Here is a 22,106-nt window from a genome sequence, read left to right as displayed (position 1 = left end):
CGGACCTGATGGCATAGCGTCCCCGGCGTGATGAATGCATTCTCCGGGTTCGCGCTCATCGGCGCCATCGTGCTGGTCGGGTGGGGGCTGCGCCGCTGGTCGACGCTGCCGGAGAACGCCGAGGCGGTGCTGGGCCGGGTGGTCTACCTCGTGCTGGCGCCCTGCCTGCTGTTCACCGGGGTGGCCGGCGCCGACCTGCACCTGCTGTTCAGTGAGCCGCTGCTGGTGTCGGGTGCGGCGGCCGTGCTCTGTTTCGCGCTCTTCGCGCTGTTCTTCCGGCGCCGGGACCGGGGCACCAGGATCCTGGGGGCGCTGGCGGGCGGGTACACGAACGCCAACTACATCGGCCTCCCGGTCGCGACGTACGTGCTCGGCGACGCGACTCTCGTCGTACCCATCGTGTTCCTGCAGCTCTTGATCATCACCCCGCTGGCGCTCTCGCTGCTGGAGATCGGCACCACCGGTCGCGCCTCCTGGCGGTCGATGGTGCTCGGCCCGCTGCGCAACCCGATGATCATCGCGGTGCTGCTCGGCGCGGTGGCCGCGGTGACCGGCCTCGACCTGCCCGGCGTGCTCGCCGACCCGGTCCACGCGCTGGGCCAGGCCGCGGTGCCGGTGGTGCTGATCGCGTTCGGGATGTCACTGGTCGGGCGCCGGGTGCTCGCCCCCGGCCCGGACCGCGCGCCCACGATCGCGGCGGTCGCGCTCAAGACCGCCGGCATGCCGGCCATCGCGTTCCTGCTGGCCACCGCGGTGGGTCTGGACCACGACGCCACGTACGCGGTGACGGTGCTGGCCGCGCTGCCCACCGCGCAGAACGTCTTCCTGTACGCCCAGCGCTTCGGGACCGGCCTGGTGCTGATCCGGGACTCGATCTTCCTGTCCAGCATCTGCTGCGTGCCCGTGCTGCTGCTCATCGCGGTGCTGTTCACCCGCTGAGACCGCTGTCGGGCACTGGACAGTACGGTCGGCAGGCGCGCTACCTCGCCTTTCTCCCACTGTGACGGAGATCCCACAGATTCGTACGTCCCGGCCTCGTCCGGCCGGGTCAGGCTGTCCGTATCTGCTTCTGGCGGTTCCGGCATGACGTGGTGCGGGAGGTAATGTGCTCAGTTCCTACGACCGGCGGCGGTTCAACGAGATCGTCTCGGGTCTGCTCGAGGAGGACCCGGGTTTCGCCGACAGGCCGGAGACCCGGGAGCCGCCCCGCCGTCCCGGGCTCGCGTTGCTGCTGTGGCTCAGCATGCCGTTCCTCGCGGCCACCGGGGGCGGCACCGGCCTGCTGATCGCGGTCATCGCCGGGCTGTGGGGTCTGCGCCTCTGGTTCCGGCCCGACCGGCCCTGAACCGCTTTTCCGGGTGACCCCGTAGGCTGACCTGCGTGGATCAAGAAGAACGCATCGCCATGTTCCTCGACTACGAGAATCTCGCGATCAGTGCGCGCGAGCACCTCGGTGGCATGCCCTTCGATCTGCGGCCGGTGACCGACGCCCTCGCCGAGCGGGGGCGGGTCGTGGTGCGCCGGGCCTACGCCGACTGGTCGTACTTCGACGAGGACCGCCGGATGCTGACCCGTTCGCACGTCGAGCTCATCGACATGCCGCAGCGGATGGGCGCGTCACGCAAGAACGCCGCCGACATCAAGATGGTCGTCGACGCGCTCGAGATCGCGTTCGAGCGCGACTACATCTCCACGTTCGTGCTGTGCACCGGCGACAGCGACTTCACCCCGCTGGTCCACAAGCTGCGCGAGCTGAACAAGCGGGTCATCGGCGTGGGCGTCGAGCGGTCGACGTCGGCGCTGCTGCCCCCGGCCTGCGACGAGTTCCTCTTCTACGACCGGCTCGAGGGCGTCGAGGTCCCGCCGGCCCGGCCCCGCCGCGGCCGCCCGAACAACTCCTCCGACCAGGCCGCGCCGTCGGCCGCCGCCTCGGCGCCGGCCGTCAAGACCCCGCCGGTCACCGACGCCGCCCCGTCGGCTGCCGAGGTCCCGGCTGCCGAGGTCCCGGCCCCCGAGGCCCCCGTGGTGGAGAGCCCGGTCGCGCCTCCCGGGGTTCCGGCCGCCGAGTTCCGGGCCGCCGAGTTCCGAGCCGATCAGTTCCGCGCCGAGGAGTTCCGGGCCGATCAGTTCCGGGCCGATCAGTTCCGGGGCAAGGGTGCCGTGGTCGCCGACGCCCCGGTCGCCGGCAGCCCGGCCCGCGATGTCGACAGCCTGGACGCGCTGGTCGCCCAGACGGTGTCCGGCCTGCAGCGCAGCGCGAGCGGGGCGGTGACCGCGTCCACCCTCAAGCGCACGCTGCTGCGCAAGGACCCGACGTTCAACGAGGCGGACTACGGCTTCCGCGCGTTCGGCGAGCTGCTGCGGCACCTGGCCGGCAAGAACGTCGTCGAGCTGCTCGACGGCTCGGCCAAGGGCGACCCGGAGGTCACCCTCCCCGAGCACGGTGACCGCGAGGCGGCGTTCGCCCTGCTGCACTCCGTGGTCCTGGACCTGACCGGCGGCGACGGCACCGGTTCGGTGGCCCTGTCCGGCCTCAAGAACCAGGTCCGCAAGGTCCGGCCCGACTTCAGCGAGAAGAAGCTGGGTTACCGCAGCTTCCTGCAGTTCTGCAAGGCGGCGGCGACCAGCGGCACGGTCCAGCTCCAGTGGAGCCCCGACGCCGACGACTACCTGCTCACGACCGGCGGCTGACACCCGGACTCAGCACCAGGTCAGCGTCGAGTTCACCCGGGTGACGTTGCTGATCGTGTTGTTGGTGCCGGTGCACGGGCTCCAGCGGATGGCCGTGTTGCTGACCGTCAGGTTCTGCAACCGGACGTCCGACGACGGCGCGAACTCGGTCCGGGACGAGATGCGGACCTCACCGCCGCCGCTGATCGTCCCGGACGTCCCGGCCAGCACGACGTTGTAGCAGTTCTCCACCAGCACCGCGTTGTTGCCGGTGTTCGCGATGTCGACCCGGTCGATCAGCGCGCCGCCGCTCTCCGAGACGCAGAAGACACCCCGGCCGCCACCGCGGGCCTTGACCAGGCCCACCCTGATGTTCGTCGGGTACGCGCCGCCGACCCGGCCGTTGCGGTTGGCCATCCGGAACGCCGCGTACCCGGTGCCGGTGCCGGCGTTCTCCGCGTCGACGGTGCCGACCGTGGCGTTGATCGTCTGGTTGAGCAGCAGACCCGACTCCCCGACGTTGCGGGCGGTCACGGTGCCGATGGTGATGCCGTCGACGCCGTACGTCTCGACCGCGTGCGAGCTCGCGCCGGAGACGTACACGTTGTCGATCCTGATGTTCCTGGCCATGACGCCGGTGTCGCCGTAGTTGTCGATCCGGACCCCGAGCCCGCCGCTGAGCCGCATGTCGATCTGCCCGAGGATCAGGTTGGACACGCTGCGCATGAAGATGCCGTACAACGGGGCGCCGGCCAGGTTCAGGTGGGCGACCTCGACGTCGTGCGTGCCGCGGGAGTAGACCGGTGCCTGGTCACCGCTGCCGCTCCCGGTGACGGTGATCGTGCCGCAGACGTCCAGCAGGGTGTAGCTGGGCAGCGAGATGCGGGAGTTCGCGCTCACCGTGCCGGAGCCGCGCACCAGCACGTTCTGCTTGGCCGTCCGTCCCGCGGGCAGGCTGCTGACCGCGGCCTGGACGGCGGCACGCATGTCGGTGCCGGTGTACACCGTGGTGCCGGCATGCCGCGCGGTCCACGTGCTGCCGCTGAGGGTCGCATCGGCCTGGTAGGACAGCGCCCCGCAGTCCGCGGCCGCGGCCGGTGCCGCGCCCACGCCGACGGTGGCCACCACCGTCGCGGCAATGGTCAGCAAACGCATCATCATGGCGGCTCCCGCAGATCGGTGTCCAATATGTTTCGAAAATGTTAACGGTCACCGATGCAGAGTCAAGGGATTACCCGCATTGACATCAATCAATGCAAAATGCCAACCTACCGGCAGGTGAAAGATCCTCGTCCTGCGGAAGGGACCACATTCATGCGCGTACGACGCGTCCTGGCACTCGGCGTCGCCGCCCTCGCGGCGGCCGGCGGAGCCCTGTTCGGACCGGCCCCGGCGCAGGCGGTGAACGCCGTCAGCCTCGGATCGACCATCGCCCTGAGCAACTGCTCGGCCTCGCTGGTGCGCTACCCGACCTCGGTCAGCACCGACCGGGCCCTGATGCTCACCAACGGCCACTGCTACGAGGGCGGGTTCATCGCCGCCGGCACGGTGCTGCAGAACCGCACCAGCACGCGTACGGGCACGCTGCTCAACAGCAGTGGCGCGGCGCTCGGCCGGGTCCGCGCGGACCGGGTGCTCTACGCGACGATGACCGGCACCGACGTCACGCTGTACCGGCTGACCTCCACGTACGCGGCGCTGACCAATTCGTACGGCGTGACCGCGCTGACGATCTCCGGCAGTCACCCGGTCAGCGGCAGCGCCATGGCGATCCCGTCCAGCTACTGGAAGGAGATCTGGAACTGCTCGATCAACGGTTTCGTGCCGACGCTGCGCGAGGACGAGTGGACCTGGAAGGACTCGATCCGGTACAGCACCGGCTGCGACACGATCCCGGGCACGTCCGGGTCACCGATCGTCGACACCGCGTCGGGTCAGGTTGTCGGCATCAACAACACCGGTAACGAGAGCGGCGAGATGTGCACGCTCGACAACCCGTGCGAGGTGGCCGCGGACGGCACCACGACCGTGATCGAGGGACAGAGTTACGGCCAGGAGACGTACTGGTTCACCACCTGCCTGACCTCGGCGAGGGTGATCGATCTGACAATCTCCGGGTGCCTGCTGCCCAAGCCGTGACGCTTTAGGGGGAATCGTGGGGTGCCTTCGGGCACCCCATTTTCGTGTTCCGGGGATCGTCTGTCACGCTGGCCCGCACAAAGATCAACATCATGACGTCCGGTGATTCCCGGATCACCGGATGGATAATGCATCACGGAGGACACCACCATGGCTGACATCGACGGCGCGCTCAAGGAAGCCATGACGATCGCGGGGGCCATCGGTGTCGCCCTCGTCGACTACTCCAGCGGCCTCACCCTCGGCGCCCTCGGCGGCAGCCCCACGCTGGACATGCAGGTCGCCGCCGCCGGCAACACCGACGTGGTCCGTGCCCAGCTGCGCACCCAGGAGATGATCGGGCTCGTCGACGCGGTCGAGGACATCCTCATCACGCTCGGCGGCGAGTACCACCTGATCCGCATGCTCCAGCCGCGCCGGTCCGGCGACTCGTTCTTCCTCTACCTGGCGCTGGACAAGAACCGTGCCAACCTCGGCCTCGCCCGCTTCCAGCTGCGCCGCATCGACGCCGACCTGACCATCTGAACGGTCAGGCCCGCCCGGGCACCGTCCACGCGAAGGTGAAGTCGCAGCCCACCATCGTCAGGTGGTGGTCCTCGGGCCGCGGCGCGAACTCGTCGGGGATCACCAGGCAGAGGCCGGTCTCCGGGCTGACGATCGACCCGTCCTCGCGATAGTGGTACTGCTGGGTGTCCGACTCGTTGCAGAGGAAGATCCGGGTCGTGTTCTCCCCGGGGACCGCCTTGTTCGGGCCCATGTCCAGACACAGGTCGCCCTGCTGAAATCCGTCCCACGAGGTACGCACCCACCGCTGCGCCGGCGAACCGTCACAGGCCGCGACCTTTGCCTCGGCCAGCAGCTCCCCGCCGTCCGGCATCGCGATGCACAGGCTGCCACTCCGGTCACTGATCGCCCCACCTGCGTTCCCGTCTCCTGCGGTCCCGTCCTCCGCGGCCCCGTCCTCCGCCGCATCGTTCTCCGCCGCATCGTTCTCCGCAGCCCCGTTCTCCGCAGTCCCGTCCTCGGTGGCCGGTTCTGTCCCCGGCTCCGTTTCCGGCGCGGGCGGGGGTGCGGCGGCCTCAGGTCCGGTGCCGGCCTCAGGCCCAGTTCCGGCCTCGGTGCCGGTGCCGGCGGCTGTGGCGGCGGTGGTCGTGGCGGTCGGGCCGGTCGGGCCGGTCGCCGCCGGTGTGGCATCGTCGTCCCCGGCGAACGCCTGGGTGATCACCACCACGAGCAAGCCGATGATCAACAGTCCGGCCCCGCCGAGCAACGCCAGGACCCGGCCGCTGAGCCCCGCCGGACCACGCCCGCCCGCCGCCGAAGGGCCAGAAGGTATAGGCGAGGGCGGTCCCACCGCGAACTGCGTGGCCGCCGCCCCGGTGGCGCCCGGCCCGTAAGCGCCCGGCCCTGTGGTGCCCGGCCCATAGGCGGTCGGCCCGCCATGGCCCGCGGCCGGGCCGAACGTCGTCGTCTCCAGCGAAGGCTTCGAAACGGCGGCCTCGCCCAAGCCGGACTGCGCGGCGCCGGGGGCTGGTTGGACGGCCGGGATCAGGCTTGTTGCCTCTGCGGCGTCGGCGTCGGCGGCGGTGGCTGGGGTCGGGGGTGGGGTGCCGGGGGACTGGCGCAGACAGGTGTCGATGATCGCGTCCGGGTCCGGTCGCTGTGCGGGGTCGACGGCGACGCACGAACGGATCAGCGTGGCCAGGCCCGGGTCTACCCCGGCGAGGTCGATCTCGCCGGTCATGGCGCGCATGGTGATGGCGGTGAACGTGCCGGTTCCGTACGGGGCCCGCGCGGTCGCCACGAACGCCACGGTCACGCCGAGCGCGAACACGTCCGACGCCGGGCCCACCTGGTTTGCCGTGAGCACCTCGGGTGCGGTGTATCCGGCCGTGCCGACCGCGTGCCCGGTCCGGGTGAGGCCGGTCTGCTCCTCGCCGCGGGCGATGCCGAAGTCGATGAGGCGTGGCCCGGTCGCCGACATGATCACGTTCTGCGGCTTGAGGTCACGGTGGCAGACGCCGCGGGTGTGGATGTCGGTGAGGCCCTCGGCCAGGGCGGCGAACAGCGCGTAGCAGGCGGCGGTCGAGAACGCGCCGTTGTCGCCGACGGCCCGGTGCAGCGTGGGGCCGGGCAGGAACTCGGTGGCCACCCAGTACGGCGCCTTCTGCGTCTCGCTGTCGATGAGCGCCGCGGTGTACGCGCTGTGGACCGTGCGCAGCGTCTCCACCTCGCGGCGGAACCGGGCCAGCGCCTCGGGGTGGTGCTGGAAGCTCTCGTGGACGACCTTGATCGCGGCGGGCCGCCCGCCAGGGGAGAGGCCCAGGTAGACGCTGCCCATCCCGCCGGCCCCGAGTCGTCCGGTGAGGCGGTAGCGACCGATGGTCGCCGGGTCGGACGGCTGAAGCGACTCCACGGAACGGTTCCCTGTCACGAGGCGGGCGGGACGACGCGCACATGCTGTCATAGCCGCCTATGGCGTGAAGTAGGCTCCCCACGCTCTGCTGTGGATCACGCGAGGGGAACAATGGACGACGACCGTACGGACCGGACCCTGGAGATGTTCCTGCCCGCCGTGGTCTCGGGCCCGGTGCCGCAGCACGGCGGTGCCGAGGTGGTCGAGGTCGCCGCGTACCGGGGCGCCACGTCGGTCGGCCGTGAGGTGGTCGAGAAGATCGCGTCCGCCGCGGCCCGTTCGGTGCCCGGGGTGGCGGAGCTCGGCGGGGACGTCGCCCGGTTCTTCAACGCGGTGCTGGACAAGGTCGGTCTCGACGAGGTCGGTGACGCGACCCGCGGGGTGTCGGCCCGGGTCGAGGGCACCACCGCCGCGATCACCGTGGTGCTCGTGATCGCGGCGGGCGAGGTGGTCTCGGACGTGACGGCGGACGTGCGTACCAAGGTCATCGAGGCCGTGGAGAACTACGGCGTGCAGGTCACCGGCGTCGACGTGAAGGTCGACGACATCCGGATCTGATCAGCCGGTGACCGAGAACGAGTTGGTGACGAAGTCCTTGCCGCCGGCCGACGAGGTGATCTCGTAGCCGAGCTGGACGTCGCCGATCGTCACGTCACCGAACCAGCCCTGGGCGCGGATCCACTGGGCGATCGCCCGGATGTCGACCGTGCCGGAGCTGGTGTTGATGGTGCGCACGAACGAGTACACCTGGTTGGAGCCGTTGGAACCGCGGTGGATCGCCCACGTGTGGCCGCCGACCGAGGTCGTCGTCTGCAGCGTGCCCAGCGGCCCGACCGCGCCGTACTTGTTCATCCAGAGCATGATCTCGTGCGCGTGGTCCGAGCTCCAGATGTCGTACGCGGTGGTGAACGCGACGCCGCTGGTCGGCACCGTGACGTTGAAGCTGCTGGTCGTGGTGCCCAGCGCGCTGACCTTCTTGCCGATGTACTTCGTGGCGTTGGGGTACGACTTGATGCCCCCGGTGTTCGGGTGGTTGGCCCAGACACCCCAGTTGGAGGCCGAGTTGGCCCAGATCGTCTGCGGCCCGTAGCCGGAGCCCCACACGTTGTTGTAGAGCGTGTACCCGTTGCTGGTCCAGGTGCCCCAGCGGTCGGTGGACGACCAGACGGCGGCCTCGGCGGGCGCGGCGACGGTCATCAACGATGCCGCGGCGACCACGACGGCGGTGAGGATGCGGACGGCGATCTTCATGAGGGGTCCTCTCGTCACTGGACGGGGTTCCAGCCGTCGGATCCGGCCAGGTACTTCTGCGCGGTGTAGTTCGCCGCGGTCGAAGCGCTCATCTGCGGCCGGTCGCCGGTGCCGGTGGAGGCACCCGCGCCGGTGTTCGCGTACTCGGTGAAACGGCACGTCTTCCACGAGAACCCGCTCATGTCCTGCCACGCCCCGGCCTGGCGGATGTGCCCGCCGAGGATGGACTCGCGCACGAGCACCTGGCCGATCGCGTCCGCCGCACCGCCGGCGTGCCAGCACCGGCCCAGCGCCACGGTCTGCGCCGCGGACGGCCCCTGCAGCGTCGAGCGGGTGATGAGGATGCCGTACGGGTTCGAGGAGTGGGTCGCGGCCGCGGTGATGTAGCCGTTGTTGCTGCTGCCCCGGTCGAGCGACTTGATCGTCGTCGAGTCGATGACCACCGCGCCGTTGCCGTAGATGAAGTCGACGGCACCCTCGATGTAGCTCTTGTAGACGTACTGCCGGATCTGGGAGCTGCCGGTGCCGCCCCACGACAGGAACGTGTCCTGGTACCCCTTCATCTGCACGTTGCGGTACGTCTGGCGGTCGCCGGCGGCGTACAGCGCGAGCGCCTGGCTGCCCTCGCCGTACGTGTTCTGCATGGTCAGGCCCTTGATGGTGGTGTTCGCCGCGAGGTTGTAGACCGTGGCGCTGCCGGCCGTACCCGCGGTGGACTGGGGTTTGTTGCCGGTGATGACGATGTCGCCGGAGGTGCCGGTCGAGCCCTGGATGGTGATGCCGGACTTGCTCGCCGGGATCTGCACCTGGCCCTGGTAGATGCCGGGCTTGACGGTGATGACCGTGCCGGTGGTCGCGGCGGCGACGGCGGCCTGGATGGTGGTGTAGTTGCCGCTGCCGTCGGCGGCCACGGTGATCGCGGTCGCCGCGAACGCGGGGGCACTCAGCAGCGGAGCGGTCAGGGCGGCTGCTGCTGCCACCAGTCCTGCCCGCCGGACGTGGGATGGGGACATGCGCCGAACCTCCCGTACGTATTTATGAGCTTCGATATTTTTGGCATGTTAACGGTCACTTCCTCCGAGGTGCAAGACGGCGTGCAGAAGCCGGGAATTCGCTATGACTTCAGTCACCCGGACAACCTTCCGGGCTGCTCCGGCCACTAGTGGGGCGTGACCGCGTGCGGCGGTGACAATGCACTTATCAGGAGGAACCCGACGTGGAACGCAGCGCCGCTGGTGCCGGATGCGAGTGATCGATCCGGCCGCCGGTTTCCCGTATCCTGCGGCCCACGTGACGACACGCCCCCACCCCGGATCCGTCCGGAGCGGGGCCCGGGTCGCTCAGGGTGCCCACCGATCCGTACCAGTCAGAAGGGTGTCGATGCGCGACACCGCCTTCCGTGCCTATTTCGACGTTCACCATGCCTCGTTCGCCCGCCTGGCGTACCTCATGACCGGTGACGCGTCGACCGCCGACGACCTCGCCGGGGACGCGTTCGCCGAGATCTGGCGACGCTGGGAGCACGCCTCCCGGGAACGCGACCCCGCCGGGTACGGACGGGCGGTCGTGCTCGGCCTCGCCCGCCGGCGCGTACCCCGGGGATTGCTCCGGCTGCTGCGTCGCGGGCCGGCCGCCGACGTGCCCGGGGCCCTGCTCCGGCTGCCGCACCGGCGCCGGGCCTGCGTGGTCCTGCGGTACGCGTTCGACCTGTCCGAGCGGGAGATCGCCGGGATCCTCGGCACCTCCGTGACGGCGGTGCGCGCCGAGATCACCCGCGGTGCCCGGCAGCTGGGCGACCTGCTCGGCGGCGACCTGACCGCCGTCGACGGCTGGGGGACGGCGCGATGAGGCTCACCGAGGAGACGGTCCGCGCGGCGGTGCGCGCCGAGGCCACCGGGTACCGGCCGGACCGCGACGCGATGCTCGACCGGGTGACCCGGACGGTGCTGCGCGACGAGGTGGCCGGGAAGCGGTCACCCGTACGGCTGCGGATGGCCGGCGCGGCGGTGGCGATGACGGCCCTGCTCGGCGGCGGTGGCATCGCGCAATGGGCGCTGGCCGCGGACGGTGACGGGCAGCCCGTGCCACCACCACCGGTGGTGACCGCATCGCCATCGCCGACGGTCACCGCGCCGGTCGTTCCGGACACCAGCAGCCCGGCCCCGGACACCACGTCGTCGTCGACACCCCGCCCGTCGCGGACCACCTCGCCGTCCTTGTCGCCCCCGGCGGCCACGACCGGTCAGGCAACCCCGGCCGGACCCGCGCCGATCACCGCGGACGGCTCGGTCGACCCCACCAACGGCGATACCCAGGGCAACAGCGTCGTGACGTTCACGACCACCGAACGGCTGACCGCTTTCCAGGTGGAGATCAAGGTGACGCGTACGCCGGAGCTCGCGTCCCGCGGCGGCAGCCGCCAGGTCCCGGGCGCCAGCGTCACCACCTCGGTGTCCGAGGAGCCGGACGCGCTGATCTACCGCTTCGAGATGTCGTCCGGCGACTCGGTCGGTCCCGGCACGTACACGTTCTTCGCCCGGTACACCTACGCCTCCGGCGGACGGGACGCGACCGGGGACGCGTACGCGATCACGGCCGTCACCGAGAGCGGGGCCCGGGTGAACGTACCGGGGGATTTCGAATGAAGGCCGCGGTCAGAGCAGTGAGAGTGCGCTGACCGCGCCCTTGCGTGACGCTTTCTGCGTGAACGTGACCGTCTCGTCCGGGGCGGTCACGGACACCACGACCCAGCCCGCCTCGATGACGAGCGTGGTGACCGACCCGCTCGGGTCGACGCAGCTCGTGGCGTAACCGACGCCGTCCAGCGGGGCGGCCATCTCGGTCGAGCAGCCGCCACTGCGCGCCTTGGCGTCCGTGAGAAACTTCTCCGGGGTGTCGGCCGGCCAGTCCGGCCGGTAGAGCACAACCCGCAACGTCGCGCCCGGGGCCTGGGCCTCGCACCGGCGCTCGCCCGGCTGGGTCTCGTCGCCCACGCCGGCCGGCTTGACCCATGCGATGCCGGTCGCCCGGGCGATGGCCCTGGCCACCTCCGCACAGGTCTTCCCCGGCGGCAGCCCATCCACGGTCCCGTCATCCGAGCCGCTCGCGGTCCCGCCTCCCGCGTCGGTCGCGCTCCCGCCTCCCGCGTCGGTCGCGCTCCCGCCTTGCGCGTCGGTCGCGCTCCCGCCTTCCGCGTCCGAGCTGGCTCCAGCGGCCGCGCTGACTCCGGTTTCCGGGGCGGCTGTCGCCCCCGCGGCGCTCGCCCCCGCGGCGCCGGTGTCCGTGTTCCTGGCGGGGGCCCCGCCACCGCAACCGGCGGCGGCGATCATCGCTCCGGCCAGGACCGCCGCCAGCCGTACGCCCGTTCCCGTCGTGTATGCCGCCTTCGTGTCGATGACGCAAGACGGTACTTCACGCACCTACCTACCGCCGGTAGGTACCGCTACTCATGATGATCGTCCGGCATTCGCGCAGGCTGGACCCCGTGCCCCGCACCGTGCGGGCCGTCACCACCCCCGGAGAGTCCCATGGCGAACCACCCGTCGTCCTCGACCAGGCCCACCCCCGCTTTCGTCGGCGCGTCCTGGGCCGTGCTCGTCCTCGGCTTCGTCTCCTACGCGGTGGGCCTGTGGAACGCCGAGATGACCAAGAGCGAGAAGGGCTTCTACGCCGCCGTGCTGCTGCTGGGCGTGTTCGCGGCGGTGTCGCTGCAGAAGTCGGTCCGGGACAAGGCCGAGGGCCTGCCGGTGTCGGCGCTGTACCTCGGCCTGTCCTGGTCGGTGGTCGCGCTCGGCGCCCTGATGCTGGTGATCGGCCTGATCAACAGCGGCATGGCGGCCAGCGAGAAGGGCTTCTACGGCCTCGCGTTCACCATGACGCTGTTCGCCGCGGTCGCGGTGCAGAAGAACGTCCGCGACACCCTGCAGTACCGGATGCCCGCCCCGGCCCCCGTCCCGGCGATGCCGCCGATGTACTCCCACGAGCAGATCATCGGCTGACGACGCGCACCGCGACGCCGGCCCGGGCGGTGAACGTGCACCGGTCCGCCTCGACCGTGTGCGCGACGTCCATCCGGTAGTGGCCCTCGAACAGCGGGCTGCGCACCGTCACCTCGCCGGTGTGCCCGGCCAGCAGCGTGATCTCCCGGGCCGTCCCGCCGGACCAGGTGATCCCCACGGTCAGGTCGCCGCGGGCGCGCAGCCCGGTGACCCGCCCCCGGGGCCAGGCCGACGGCAGGGCGGGCAGGATGTGCACCTCGCCGGCGTGGCTCTGCAGCAGCATCTCGGTGATCCCGGCGGTGGCCCCGAAATTGCCGTCGATCTGGAACGGTGGATGGGTGTCCCACAGGTTCGCCAGGGTGCTGGTCCGCAACTGTTCGCTGAGCATCAGGTAGGCGTGGTCGCCGTCTTGCAGCCGGGCCCAGAAGTTGATTTTCCAGGCCTTGCTCCACCCGGTACCGCCGTCACCGCGGGCCCGCAGCGACACCTCGGCCGCCCGGGCCAGCTCCGGCGTCGCGGCCGGGGTGATCTGCCGGCCCGGGTGCAGCGCGAACAGGTGCGACACGTGCCGGTGATCGTCGGCCGGGTCGTCCCAGTCGCCCTTCCACTCCTGGAGCTGCCCCCACGAACCGATCCGGGTGCCCGGGTCGAGCCGGGCCAGCGCGGCGGTGACCTCGCGGCCCAGCCCGCGGTCGCCGATCAGGGCCGCGGCCTCGGCCACATTGACGAAGAGGTCCCAGACGATCTGTTGCGACATCGACGCCCCGGCCGAGAAATCGCCGTGCTCGGGCGAATAGCTGGGCGAGACGACCAGGCGCCCGTCCCGCGGATCGACATGCAGCTCGTCGAGCCAGAAACGGGCCACCTCGCGCAGCACCGGCCACGCCCTCGTGCGCAGGAATTCCCGGTCGAGGGTGAAAAGATAATGGTCGTACAGGTGCCGCGCGATCCATGCCGCGGCCTCCGGGAACCAGAACGCGGTCGGCCAGTCGTGCACCCCGGTGAACGCGAACGCATTGGTCTCGTTGTGCACGACCCAGCCACCCGCACCGAACATCTCCCGCGCGGTGACGGCACCCGGGCGCCGCAGCGCGTCCACGAAATCCACCAGCGGCGCGACGGTTTCGCCGAGGTTGGTCGCGTCCGCCGGCCAGTAGTTCATCTGCAGATTGATGTTCACGTGATAATCGGCGGACCACGGCGCCGACGGATAGGGATTCCAGATGCCCTGCAGATTGGCGGGCAGGGGAGTGCCGGAACGCGAGGACGCGATCAGCAGGTACCGCCCGTACTGGAAGAACAGCTCCTCCAGTGCGGCCGGATCACTCGCAGGACCTCGTCGGTCGGCCGATCCGGCAACCGCCGCCCGAGATCCAGCTCGACCCGGCCGAAAAGCGCGCGGTGGTCGCGCACGTGCGCCGCTTTCAGCTTTTCCTGGGTACGGCCGGAAGCGCGCTCGACCGTCTCGGTGACCCGGGCGTGGGGATCGGTGCCCCGATACGCCGGATAACGGTCGGCGTAATCGGTGCCGGCGGCCACCACGATCGTCGCACTGTCGGCACCGCTGACGGTTACTGATCCGTCCGCATTGTCCGTACGAGAGCCGCCCCTGGTGTTGATCTGGGCCTGGGCCTCGTATTTTAGGCCGTTGTCGGCGAGCGCGCCGGCGAGGGTGATCCGGCCCCGTGCCGAGGTGGCATTGCCCAGGCTCGCCGTGAAAGCGACCTGGCCGGGCCGGTCGGCGCTGATCCGCACGACGACGACCCGGTCCGGGTGGCTGACAAAATACTCCCGGGAATGGTGCACCCCGTCCGCGACATAATCGACCCGGGCGATGGCCTGCTCGATATCCAGTTCGCGGCGATAGTGTTCGACATCGGTGGTCACGTCGGTCGTGAGCGTGAGGGTGCCGAGCGGCTGATAGCTGCCGTACCCGTTGCGGGCCTGCCCCAGCGCGGCGGCGACCTCCTCGGGGGCCAGCCGCTCCCGCTCGTCGATCGCCCGCTGCACCCCGGCGATCGCGCCCGGCCGGTGCCAGTTCCCGAAGTTGTATCCGGGCGACCCCGGCCCACCGGTCCACAGCGTCTTCTCGTTGAGCAGGATCCCGTCGTCGGCCACGCCCCCGAGGATCGAGGCGCCGAGAATCCCGTTCCCGATCGGCAGCGCCCGGCTCTCCCAGTCCGTCGCGGGCTCGTCGTACCAGAGAATCAGCTTGCCGGCCGCGGTGCGCTCGCCTCTTCCCGGTGTCGCTGTGGTTTCCGGCCCGGCCAGCGGCACCACCGTGGCCGCCCCCATCCCGGCAAGCACCGTCCGACGATCCACGACATCCCCCAATGATCGACAAGCATCGATAGACTCTGGGACCGTACGGCCGCCACCCACCTCCAAGCAAGCGCTTACCTTGATGGTGATCGCTAAGGTGACGCCGTGAAATCGGTACATGTCCGGCTGGCCGGCGTCCTGGCCGTCGGTCTCATCCTGGCCACCGCCCTGGGCATCCGGCTCCTGGCCGGCGACAACGGTGTCCTCGACAGCTCCGGCCCGCTGGCCCAGTACTCCGGAACCGCCCTCTACGCCTCGATGATCTACGCCGGCGTCTACGTCCTGGCCCCGGCGACCCGCCCCTGGCCGGCCGGAGCGGTAGCCGTGGTCTTCTGCTGGGCGGTCGAATGCTTCCAGCTCACCGGCCTGCCCGCCCGCTGGTCGGCCCACAGCGCCCTCTCCCGCCTGGCTCTGGGCGTCCAGTTCGACGCTGGCGACCTGGCCTGGTACACCGTAGGAGTCCTCCCGCTGGTGGCGCTGCACACCCTGGTGCGGTGGCGAGCCCGCACCCGGGAACCCTCATCCTGAACGACCGGCTGCCGATGGCAGGACATGCGGCCGGCCTCCCGCGCACTGGGCCGAACCGCGGTTCCGCACCCCTCGGTCCAGTGAGCTCCGCCCAGGAGACGCACCATGCCCCACCAGCCGCCCCCCGCACCCCAGCCCTCCTCCTCCTCCTCCTCCTCCTCCTCCTCCTCCTCCGCAGACTGGCCCCTCGCCGAACAGCAGCTCGCCGGCCAGCCCATTGCCGGTCGCCCTGTGGCCGGTCACCCCGTGGCCGGCCGGTCGCAGCCGGCGCTCTTTCGCCAGGCGCCGCCCTTCCCGCTGCCACCGGCGTTCCCCCAGCCGCTCCCGGTCCAGGAAGCCGACGCTTTCCCGGTCGAGCGTGCCGATCTGTTCCCGCAGGCCTCGCCGTTCGATCCGGCTGATTCGTCCGCCCGCCCCGGACCGGTTCGGCAACCTCAGCTCTTCTCCCCGGCCGCACCGTCACCGGACGAGGCCGCCGTCGTCCAACGCGGACCGACGGAAGCGATACAGCCGCCGCTCTTCCCGCAGGCCATGCCGTTCCCGCAGGCCTTGCCTTTCGCCCCGGCCGACTTCGCGTCACAGGCCGGGTCCTTCCCGCGACCAGAGCCATTTCCGCAGGCCCAGTCGTTCTCTCAGGCCGAGTCGTTCTCTCAGGCCGAGTCGTACTCTCAGGCCCAGTCGCACTCTCAGGCCGAGTCGTTTTCGCGGGCCCAGTCGTTTTCGCGGGCCGAGTCGTACTCTCAGGCCGAGTCGTTCTCGCGGGCCGAGTCGTTCCCGTCGGTGGAGCTGTTTCCGCTGTCACCGCAGGTCGATGCGTTTCCGCGGGCCTTCTCCGAACCCCTCGCGCAGGATTTCGGGGGGTGGAATTCGGTGCGGTTGCCCGGGCCGGAGTCGACGGAGCTGGACGAGTCCGGAGGTGCCGGGGGCGGGGAGTGGCCGGGGGCCGGGGTGCAGGGGGCCGGGGTGCAGGGGGCCGGGGTGCAGGGGGCCGGGGTGCAGGGGGCCGGGCCGGTGGTGGAGCCGGTCGGCCTGGGTCTGTCCCGGGCGTCATCCGGGCCGGCGTCGGCCGGTTCCTGGGTGCTGCTGATCGCCGGGGGTGCCGGGATCCTCGGGTCCTTTCTGCCGTGGGCGACGTTCAGTACGCAGGATGGGCGGGAAAGTGTGTCCGGGATCGTTCCCGGTCCGTTCGGATGGGTGAGTGCCGGTCTCGGACTGGTTCTGGTTCTCTGCTCGGTGCTGGGATTATGGGGCCGGCCGCGGGCTGCCGGCGTGGTCTCGGCCGGTGGTTCGGTGGGGTTGATCGGACTCGCGGCCTGGAAGATCACCGCGCTGGTGAGGTCGGGATCGGACCTGGCGGAAACGGGTGCCGGCGCTATCCGGCTCGGGGTCGGCGCGGGGCTCTGGATGATCGCCGCCGCCGGTCTTGCCGCAGCGGTCGCCGCAGTCGCCACGCTGACTCGCGCCCGGTGGCGCTGACCCGTGCTTGGTGGCGCTGACCCGTGCTTGGTGGCGCTGACTCGCGCCCGGTGGCGCTGACTCGCGCCCGGTGGCAGTGGTCGGAATCAGCGCGGCGGCGGGCCGGAATCAGCGCGGCGGTGGCCGGGACTAGCGCGGCGGCGGGCCGGGATAGGCGGCGGGGCTGGGATCGGGGGCGGGGCTGGGATCAGTGGGGAGGTGGTCGGTGGGGAGGGTTCGGTCGCCGGGGGTGGTGGGGAAGTGGGGGATGGGGCCCGGTAGCGCGGTCACCAGGTGTGTTGCGCCGGCGTCGGCGGCTTCTAGCTGGGCGCGTACCACCAGGTGGGCGGCCAGCTCGGCGGGGGCTCCCGGGACCGTGCCCAGGGCGGTGAGGCGGGCGGTGTGCGGGTGGTCCGGTTCCCGGGTGACCACGGCGTGGCCGAGGGTCCGGGCGTCGGTGGTGTGCTCGACGGCTCGGAGCCATGCCAGGAGGTGGCCGTTCCACGATGCCCGCCGGCCGGCTGCGATGTCCAGGCCTTGCAGGGTGAGCCGGATGCCGGCGCCGAGGCCGGGTGGGAGGTCGGTGACGGAGAACCCGGACGGTTCGGCGGGTGGCGGGTGGTTCAGTTCCACGTAGCCGTCCCGCGGGGTCCGCAACCCCCAGCGTACGAGCCCGTTGGACAGTTCCTCGGACAGGAAGCCGCCCCATTCTGCGACCCATTCCTCGGCGGAGTCCATGGGGAGGCCGGTCCAGGGGCCCTCCGGTGTGTCGTCGGGCCACGGCGACCGTACGGCGAAACGGGTCGGGTTCTGTCGCCAGTTGAAGATCACCGGGAGGTGGTCGTCGTCGGCCTCGATCGCGACCACCTGGCCGTTCTCGATGCGGAGCCGGGTGCGGGCGAGGTCGGCCAGTGTCGATGCCGGCCATGGTGAGGGCACCCGCCGAGTGTGGCAGGTGGTGGAATCCTCGGGTGACATTGCTGCGGATGCTGACCCTGAACGCGCTCATGAAGGATGACGTCCGGGCCCGGTTGCGCCTGCTCGGACCGATCCTGGAGGCCGCCGATCATGACGTGGTGTGTCTGCAGGAGGTCATGTATCGCGCGAACGCCGGGCTGATCGGCAGTCTGGCTCGCTCGCACGGATATCGCGCCCACACCGGCGCGGTCGTGCTGGCCGGTGGCCTCGTGACGTTGTCGCGGCTGCCGGTCAGCGGGGTGCGGTTCGAACGGTATCCGGTCGGCGGGCCGGTGCGGCCGGAGCTGATCATGCGCAAGGGGGCTCAGGTGCTGGTCGTCGGGACGGCCGGCGGGCCGGTGGCGGTGGTCAACACGCATCTGTCGGCGAACCGGGACGACGACTGGTCGGCGGGCAACCGGTACACCCGGGTCCAGCGGGCCGAACTGCGCCATCTCGCCGGCATCGTGACGGCGATCGATCCGGCGCTCCCGGTCGTGGTGGCCGGGGACCTCAACGTGCCGCGGTCGTCGCCGGTCCTGGCCGAGTTCCTGGCCGCGGCCGGGTTGCTCGACACCCGGGCCGGTGACCCCGAGCCGACCTACCGGCCGACGGAGCAATGGCCGTCGCCGCCGGCTTTCGATCACGTTCTGGTACGCCCGGGACTTGCCGCGCGTACCCGGCTGGTGTTGCGGGACGCGGTGATCCGGCCCGGCGGCGAGCCGGTGTTCCTGTCCGACCACTACGGCATCGAAGCGCGCCTGGACGTCAGTCGAAAGTGACGAGGTGGCGCTAGCGGGCGTGGGTCAGGTGCAGGCGCATGGCCGACTCGGCGCGGTCCGGGTCGTGGTCGTGGATCGCGGCGGCGAGGTCCTGGTGCTCGTCGTTGGTCACGGCGGTCTGCGCGTACGGGAAATAGCGCCGATGAAGGTGCAGCTGCGCGTGCAACCGGGTGATGCTGTCGTGCAGCAGCAGCGGGCTGGCTGACGCCGCCGCGACCAGGTCGTGCAGCTGGGCGTCCAGGGCGGTGAACGCGGCGTGCCAGGTGGGGTCGTCGCCGCCCTCGATCGTGCGCGCGGCGACGTGCACCAGCTGGTCGCGTTGTTCGTCGGTGGCCCGGGCGGCGGCCCAGCGGGCGGCGGCGCACTCCAGCAGCAGGCGCATGTCGAACATGTCGTTGAACTCGGCCCGGGTGAGCAGTGGGCTGACCGGGTAACCGGCGAGGGGGCGTTTGCGGACCAGCCCCTCGGACTTCATGCGGGCCAGTGCCTCGCGGACGGGTGTGGGGGAGACCGCCAGCTCACGGGCCACGGAGTCGATGTTGACCCGGTCGCCCGACGGGGCGAGCGTGTGCTCGAGCGCGCGGCGGCCCGGGTGGCGGCCGAGTTCGGCGGCATCGACATCCTCGTCAACAACGCCGGGATCAGCGCGGTCGGCACGGTCGAGGCCAACGACGACGCCGAATGGCAGCGCGTCCTCGACGTCAACGTGATCGGTGTCGCCCGGACCACCGCGGCGGTGCTGCCCTACCTGCGGCGCAGCGACCACGCGGCGATCGTCACCATCTCCTCGATCGCGGCCACCGCGGGGCTGGTGCAGCGCGCGCTGTACTCCGCCTCCAAGGGAGCGGTCCACGCCCTGACCCTCGCCATGGCCGCGGACCTGGTCGGCGACGGCATCCGGGTCAACTGCGTGGCACCGGGCACGGTCGACACACCGTGGGTGGCCCGGCTGCTCGCCCGTACCGGCGATCCCGAGGGTGAGAAGACCCGGCTCGCCGCCCGCCGGCCGACCGGCCGCCTGGTCACCGCGCGGGAGGTGGCGACGGCCGTCGCGTACCTGGCCTGTCCGGACAGCTCCGCGACCACCGGCATGTCCCTCGCCGTGGACGGCGGCATGTCCGGCCTGCGCCTGCCCCCGCGCTGCGCCTGCCCCCGCGCTGCGCCTGCCCCCGCGCTGAGCCTCCCCCCGCGCTGAGCCTGCCCGTTTCGTTTTCCGGCGGTGAGTCAGTCGCGGTTCCAGGGTGACGCCGCCTGCCAGGCCCGGATCTCATCGATGAACCGCCAGATCAGGCCGCCCAGCACGGCGGCGACGAGCAGGCCCCCGAGCACCCACGGCCAGGCCCGGGGCCCGATCGGGAACGGCGGACTGCCGTCGCGGGTGATCCCGGACGCGATCGCCAGATCGGCGACGTCGAGGCCGGTGATCTCGTCCGGGACCTCGAACGCCTCGGACGCCGTCGGCGCCCCGGGGGCCAGCAGCAGAGCCCGGGGCGGGGCGCTCGCCTGCGGGTTCTCGTAGGTGGGGTAGCCGTAGACGAACACCAGCGCGGTGCCGTTCGGGCGCCACCCGAGGATCCCGCCGCCGGTCACCGTGCCGGTGACAGCGGGCAGCACCGGGCCGGTCACCTCCTGACCGGTGGTGGCGTCGAACCAGCGCAGGGACCAGGCCGTGGAGTCCGTCGGGACCGTCGCGAACGCGCTCCCGTCCGGCAGCCAGGCGCCCTTGCCGGCCAGCGCCGAGGTGCCGGGCCGGGTGAACGACACCAGCTGGGTGCCCGCTTCGTCGACGACCTGGACCCGGCCGGACCGTACGAATGCCAGCCGCCGCCCGTCGGGTGACCAGGCCGCCGAGATCGACCGGTCCGGGACGCCGAGGTCGACCGAGGTGCCCGGTCCGACCGAAATGCCATGGTCCAGGTCGGCGATGGCCAGCCGGTCACCCGCGGTCAGCAGCTTCCGGCCGTCCGGTGACCAGGCGATCGGCGTACCCGGTGACGGCGTGGAGTCCCCGGTGCGCAGATCGACCAGGCTTTCCGAGGTCGCGACGACGGTGCCGTCCGGCGACAGCAGCGCCGGCCCGTCGGTGGTGTCGGCCCGCAGCGTGCGGTACTCGTCGGAGGACGAGCCCACCAGCGCGTACCGGTCGGTGTCGCCCAGGCCGCCGGCAAAACGCATGCCACCACCGGTGAACAGCATCGACGCGGCGCCCAGGAACGGTTTCGCGGTGGCGTCGGCGGACCCGAACGCGGGCACCCCGACCCGGTCCGGCAACGACCAGGTCACCCCGTCGGCCGGGACGACCGGCTGCGCGCTCGGGTGCGGCAGGAACGGCACGGCCAGCGCGAAGGCCGCGACCACGGCCGCCCAGGACACCGCCGTACGGCGACGGGTGCGCCGTGCGGTGGCGAGGCTACGTTCGTACACGTCGTAGGTCTTGGCCGCGCCGGCCTCGCGTCGCAGCTGTTCGCGCAGTCCAGCGGTCATCGCGCGGTCCTTTCCCCGTCGTCGAGCAGATCCGGTGCGATGTCGCGCAGCCGGCGCAGAGCGTCATGGGCGTGCCGTTTCACGGTGCCGATGCGGCAGCCGAGCACGTCCGCCGCCTGCGCCTCGGTCAGGTCGTCGTAGAACCGCAGCACGATCACCGCCCGCTGTTTCGCGGTCAGCTGTCCCAGCGCCTGGGCTATACTCAGCCGCAGCGCCGTCGCGTCCGAGGGGTCGGCCTGCGGGGCCTGCCGCGGCGCCGCGAACAACTGCTCCCGTACGCGTTTCCGTCGCCACCAACTGATGTGCTGGTGATACATGGCCTGCCGCAGGTACCCCTCGGGATTGGTGTCCCGGACCCGCCGCCAATGCCGGTATGTGCTCGCCAGTGCGCTCTGCAACAGGTCCTCAGCGAGCTGATGGTCTCCGGTCAGCATGTACGCGTGGCGGGACAGCGCTGGGGTACGTTCCCGGACAAACTCTCGGAAATCGTCATGATCAGCCATCCGCCACCTCCCTCGACGCTTAAGGACGCCGGGGTTGCCGAGAATGGTTGAGGCCGGGCCGCACAAATTTTACGGCGCGCGGCAACAGCGGTGTGTCCAGGAGCAGGACCCCGGCCGCCCCGATCACGAAACGTGCCCCGCTGACCGCGGCCGGCACCCCCGGGAAGCCTCGAAACGTTCGATGGCGAGCAACGCGTCGAAGGCGCCCCCGCACGCGATGATGCCCAGCTCGACCACGATCACCAAACCCACCCCGACGACCACCGGCCCGCCTGGCCACCACCGGCTCGCCTGGCCACCACCGGCTCGCCTGGCCACCACCGGCTCGCCTGGCCACCACCGGCTCGCCTGGCGAACCGAGCAGACCACCCCGAACGCAAGGCCGTACCGTCAAGCCAAGTTCCCCCGACGCCAGCACGGCGAGCAGAGGCACCGTAGCCATGGAACCGCAACGGTGTTCCAGAACAACGGCCGCGGTACCCGGCCCACCCCGCCGACCCGGTCGACCCGGCCCCGTCGGGGAGCGGCCGCCTCGGCATGGTCAATCCGCCCGACCGCCACCGCCGATAAATGGAACCCCGCGGCGTTGGCGACAGCGGTG

At 71.2% G+C, this 22,106-nt stretch carries 24 protein-coding genes; 13 read left to right on the top strand and 11 right to left on the bottom strand.

The window, feature by feature from the left end; genetic code table 11:
- Nucleotides 1–30: 30 nt before the first annotated feature.
- From ACIA6A_RS34590 to ACIA6A_RS34580, 3 genes are all read left to right on the top strand, one after another.
- Nucleotides 31–939, top strand: a complete 909-nt coding sequence (locus ACIA6A_RS34590) for an AEC family transporter (RefSeq protein WP_396102399.1) — start codon at nt 31–33, stop codon at nt 937–939.
- A gap of 166 nt (nt 940–1,105) precedes the next feature.
- Nucleotides 1,106–1,345 carry a DUF3040 domain-containing protein gene (locus ACIA6A_RS34585; protein WP_396102193.1) on the top strand — a complete coding sequence of 80 codons (240 nt, stop codon included), beginning with the start codon at nt 1,106–1,108 and terminating at the stop codon, nt 1,343–1,345.
- A 35-nt stretch (nt 1,346–1,380) separates the two neighbouring features.
- A complete protein-coding gene (locus ACIA6A_RS34580) occupies nt 1,381–2,691 on the top strand; it encodes an NYN domain-containing protein (RefSeq protein WP_396102192.1) in 1,311 nt (436 codons plus the stop codon).
- Nucleotides 2,692–2,700: 9 nt separating this feature from the next.
- Here the strand turns inward: ACIA6A_RS34580 and ACIA6A_RS34575 are convergent, their stop codons facing one another.
- Entirely contained in the window at nt 2,701–3,831 is a 1,131-nt protein-coding gene (locus ACIA6A_RS34575) for a hypothetical protein (RefSeq protein ID WP_396102191.1), read from the bottom strand.
- 153 nt (nt 3,832–3,984) lie between these two features.
- Between ACIA6A_RS34575 and ACIA6A_RS34570 the strand changes: the two genes are divergently transcribed.
- Both ACIA6A_RS34570 and ACIA6A_RS34565 read left to right on the top strand, forming a co-directional pair.
- Complete coding sequence (locus tag ACIA6A_RS34570) at nt 3,985–4,809, top strand: serine protease (RefSeq protein ID WP_396102190.1); 825 nt, start codon at nt 3,985–3,987, stop codon at nt 4,807–4,809.
- A 150-nt stretch (nt 4,810–4,959) separates the two neighbouring features.
- Complete coding sequence (locus ACIA6A_RS34565) at nt 4,960–5,334, top strand: hypothetical protein (protein WP_396102189.1); 375 nt, start codon at nt 4,960–4,962, stop codon at nt 5,332–5,334.
- Nucleotides 5,335–5,338: 4 nt separating this feature from the next.
- Here ACIA6A_RS34565 and ACIA6A_RS34560 read toward each other — a convergent pair whose 3' ends face one another.
- Nucleotides 5,339–7,225 (bottom strand): protein kinase, encoded by a 1,887-nt coding sequence (locus tag ACIA6A_RS34560; protein ID WP_396102188.1) that lies wholly within the window; start codon nt 7,223–7,225, stop codon nt 5,339–5,341.
- A 111-nt stretch (nt 7,226–7,336) separates the two neighbouring features.
- Between ACIA6A_RS34560 and ACIA6A_RS34555 the strand changes: the two genes are divergently transcribed.
- Nucleotides 7,337–7,783: an Asp23/Gls24 family envelope stress response protein gene (locus tag ACIA6A_RS34555; protein ID WP_396102187.1), complete on the top strand. Its 447-nt coding sequence runs from the start codon at nt 7,337–7,339 to the stop codon at nt 7,781–7,783.
- Here ACIA6A_RS34555 and ACIA6A_RS34550 read toward each other — a convergent pair whose 3' ends face one another.
- Together ACIA6A_RS34550 and ACIA6A_RS34545 are read right to left on the bottom strand one after the other, a co-directional pair.
- Nucleotides 7,784–8,476 carry a hypothetical protein gene (locus tag ACIA6A_RS34550; protein WP_396102186.1) on the bottom strand — a complete coding sequence of 231 codons (693 nt, stop codon included), beginning with the start codon at nt 8,474–8,476 and terminating at the stop codon, nt 7,784–7,786. It abuts the gene before it with no gap.
- Nucleotides 8,477–8,490: 14 nt separating this feature from the next.
- Entirely contained in the window at nt 8,491–9,489 is a 999-nt protein-coding gene (locus ACIA6A_RS34545; RefSeq protein WP_396102185.1) for a pectinesterase family protein, read from the bottom strand.
- Between the two features lie 367 nt (nt 9,490–9,856).
- Here ACIA6A_RS34545 and ACIA6A_RS34540 point away from each other — a divergent pair, with 367 nt between their 5' ends.
- Both ACIA6A_RS34540 and ACIA6A_RS34535 read left to right on the top strand, forming a co-directional pair.
- The gene (locus ACIA6A_RS34540) at nt 9,857–10,324 is read left to right on the top strand and encodes a sigma factor-like helix-turn-helix DNA-binding protein (protein WP_396102184.1); all 468 of its coding nucleotides are present in this window, start codon (nt 9,857–9,859) and stop codon (nt 10,322–10,324) included.
- Nucleotides 10,321–11,121 carry a hypothetical protein gene (locus tag ACIA6A_RS34535; RefSeq protein WP_396102183.1) on the top strand — a complete coding sequence of 267 codons (801 nt, stop codon included), beginning with the start codon at nt 10,321–10,323 and terminating at the stop codon, nt 11,119–11,121. Before ACIA6A_RS34540 ends, ACIA6A_RS34535 begins: the two co-directional genes overlap by 4 nt.
- 9 nt (nt 11,122–11,130) lie before the next feature.
- Here ACIA6A_RS34535 and ACIA6A_RS34530 read toward each other — a convergent pair whose 3' ends face one another.
- On the bottom strand, nt 11,131–11,895 hold the full coding sequence (locus ACIA6A_RS34530; RefSeq protein WP_396102182.1) for a hypothetical protein: 765 nt from the start codon (nt 11,893–11,895) through the stop codon (nt 11,131–11,133).
- A gap of 108 nt (nt 11,896–12,003) precedes the next feature.
- Here ACIA6A_RS34530 and yiaA point away from each other — a divergent pair, with 108 nt between their 5' ends.
- A complete protein-coding gene (gene yiaA / locus ACIA6A_RS34525; RefSeq protein ID WP_396102181.1) occupies nt 12,004–12,474 on the top strand; it encodes an inner membrane protein YiaA in 471 nt (156 codons plus the stop codon).
- On the opposite strand, the gene ACIA6A_RS34520 is transcribed toward yiaA, so the two are convergent.
- Both ACIA6A_RS34520 and ACIA6A_RS34515 read right to left on the bottom strand, forming a co-directional pair.
- Nucleotides 12,464–13,747, bottom strand: a complete 1,284-nt coding sequence (locus tag ACIA6A_RS34520) for a glycosyl hydrolase family 95 catalytic domain-containing protein (RefSeq protein ID WP_396102398.1) — start codon at nt 13,745–13,747, stop codon at nt 12,464–12,466. The genes yiaA and ACIA6A_RS34520 overlap by 11 nt on opposite strands.
- Nucleotides 13,747–14,796 (bottom strand): glycoside hydrolase N-terminal domain-containing protein, encoded by a 1,050-nt coding sequence (locus tag ACIA6A_RS34515; protein ID WP_396102180.1) that lies wholly within the window; start codon nt 14,794–14,796, stop codon nt 13,747–13,749. Before ACIA6A_RS34515 ends, ACIA6A_RS34520 begins: the two co-directional genes overlap by 1 nt.
- Nucleotides 14,797–14,901: 105 nt before the next feature.
- Here ACIA6A_RS34515 and ACIA6A_RS34510 point away from each other — a divergent pair, with 105 nt between their 5' ends.
- Nucleotides 14,902–15,324: a DUF2809 domain-containing protein gene (locus ACIA6A_RS34510; protein WP_396102179.1), complete on the top strand. Its 423-nt coding sequence runs from the start codon at nt 14,902–14,904 to the stop codon at nt 15,322–15,324.
- A gap of 105 nt (nt 15,325–15,429) precedes the next feature.
- Complete coding sequence (locus tag ACIA6A_RS34505; RefSeq protein ID WP_396102178.1) at nt 15,430–16,800, top strand: hypothetical protein; 1,371 nt, start codon at nt 15,430–15,432, stop codon at nt 16,798–16,800.
- A gap of 129 nt (nt 16,801–16,929) precedes the next feature.
- Here the strand turns inward: ACIA6A_RS34505 and ACIA6A_RS34500 are convergent, their stop codons facing one another.
- Nucleotides 16,930–17,718: a hypothetical protein gene (locus ACIA6A_RS34500; RefSeq protein ID WP_396102177.1), complete on the bottom strand. Its 789-nt coding sequence runs from the start codon at nt 17,716–17,718 to the stop codon at nt 16,930–16,932.
- Between the two features lie 32 nt (nt 17,719–17,750).
- Here ACIA6A_RS34500 and ACIA6A_RS34495 point away from each other — a divergent pair, with 32 nt between their 5' ends.
- A complete protein-coding gene (locus ACIA6A_RS34495) occupies nt 17,751–18,518 on the top strand; it encodes an endonuclease/exonuclease/phosphatase family protein (RefSeq protein ID WP_396102176.1) in 768 nt (255 codons plus the stop codon).
- Between the two features lie 10 nt (nt 18,519–18,528).
- Here the strand turns inward: ACIA6A_RS34495 and ACIA6A_RS34490 are convergent, their stop codons facing one another.
- The gene (locus ACIA6A_RS34490; RefSeq protein WP_396102175.1) at nt 18,529–19,047 is read right to left on the bottom strand and encodes a GntR family transcriptional regulator; all 519 of its coding nucleotides are present in this window, start codon (nt 19,045–19,047) and stop codon (nt 18,529–18,531) included.
- 39 nt (nt 19,048–19,086) lie between these two features.
- Here ACIA6A_RS34490 and ACIA6A_RS34485 point away from each other — a divergent pair, with 39 nt between their 5' ends.
- Nucleotides 19,087–19,713: an SDR family NAD(P)-dependent oxidoreductase gene (locus tag ACIA6A_RS34485; protein WP_396102174.1), complete on the top strand. Its 627-nt coding sequence runs from the start codon at nt 19,087–19,089 to the stop codon at nt 19,711–19,713.
- A 29-nt stretch (nt 19,714–19,742) separates the two neighbouring features.
- Here the strand turns inward: ACIA6A_RS34485 and ACIA6A_RS34480 are convergent, their stop codons facing one another.
- Nucleotides 19,743–21,002 (bottom strand): TolB family protein, encoded by a 1,260-nt coding sequence (locus ACIA6A_RS34480; RefSeq protein WP_396102173.1) that lies wholly within the window; start codon nt 21,000–21,002, stop codon nt 19,743–19,745.
- A complete protein-coding gene (locus ACIA6A_RS34475) occupies nt 20,999–21,505 on the bottom strand; it encodes a SigE family RNA polymerase sigma factor (protein WP_396102172.1) in 507 nt (168 codons plus the stop codon). Before ACIA6A_RS34475 ends, ACIA6A_RS34480 begins: the two co-directional genes overlap by 4 nt.
- Nucleotides 21,506–22,106 lie beyond the last annotated feature (601 nt).

It is taken from the genome of Actinoplanes sp. NPDC051494 (assembly GCF_044454705.1).
Taxonomy (GTDB): Bacteria; Actinomycetota; Actinomycetes; order Mycobacteriales; family Micromonosporaceae; genus Actinoplanes.
The sequence above is the reverse complement of the archived record's forward strand: the minus strand, read 5'-3'. Positions and strand labels throughout refer to the sequence as shown.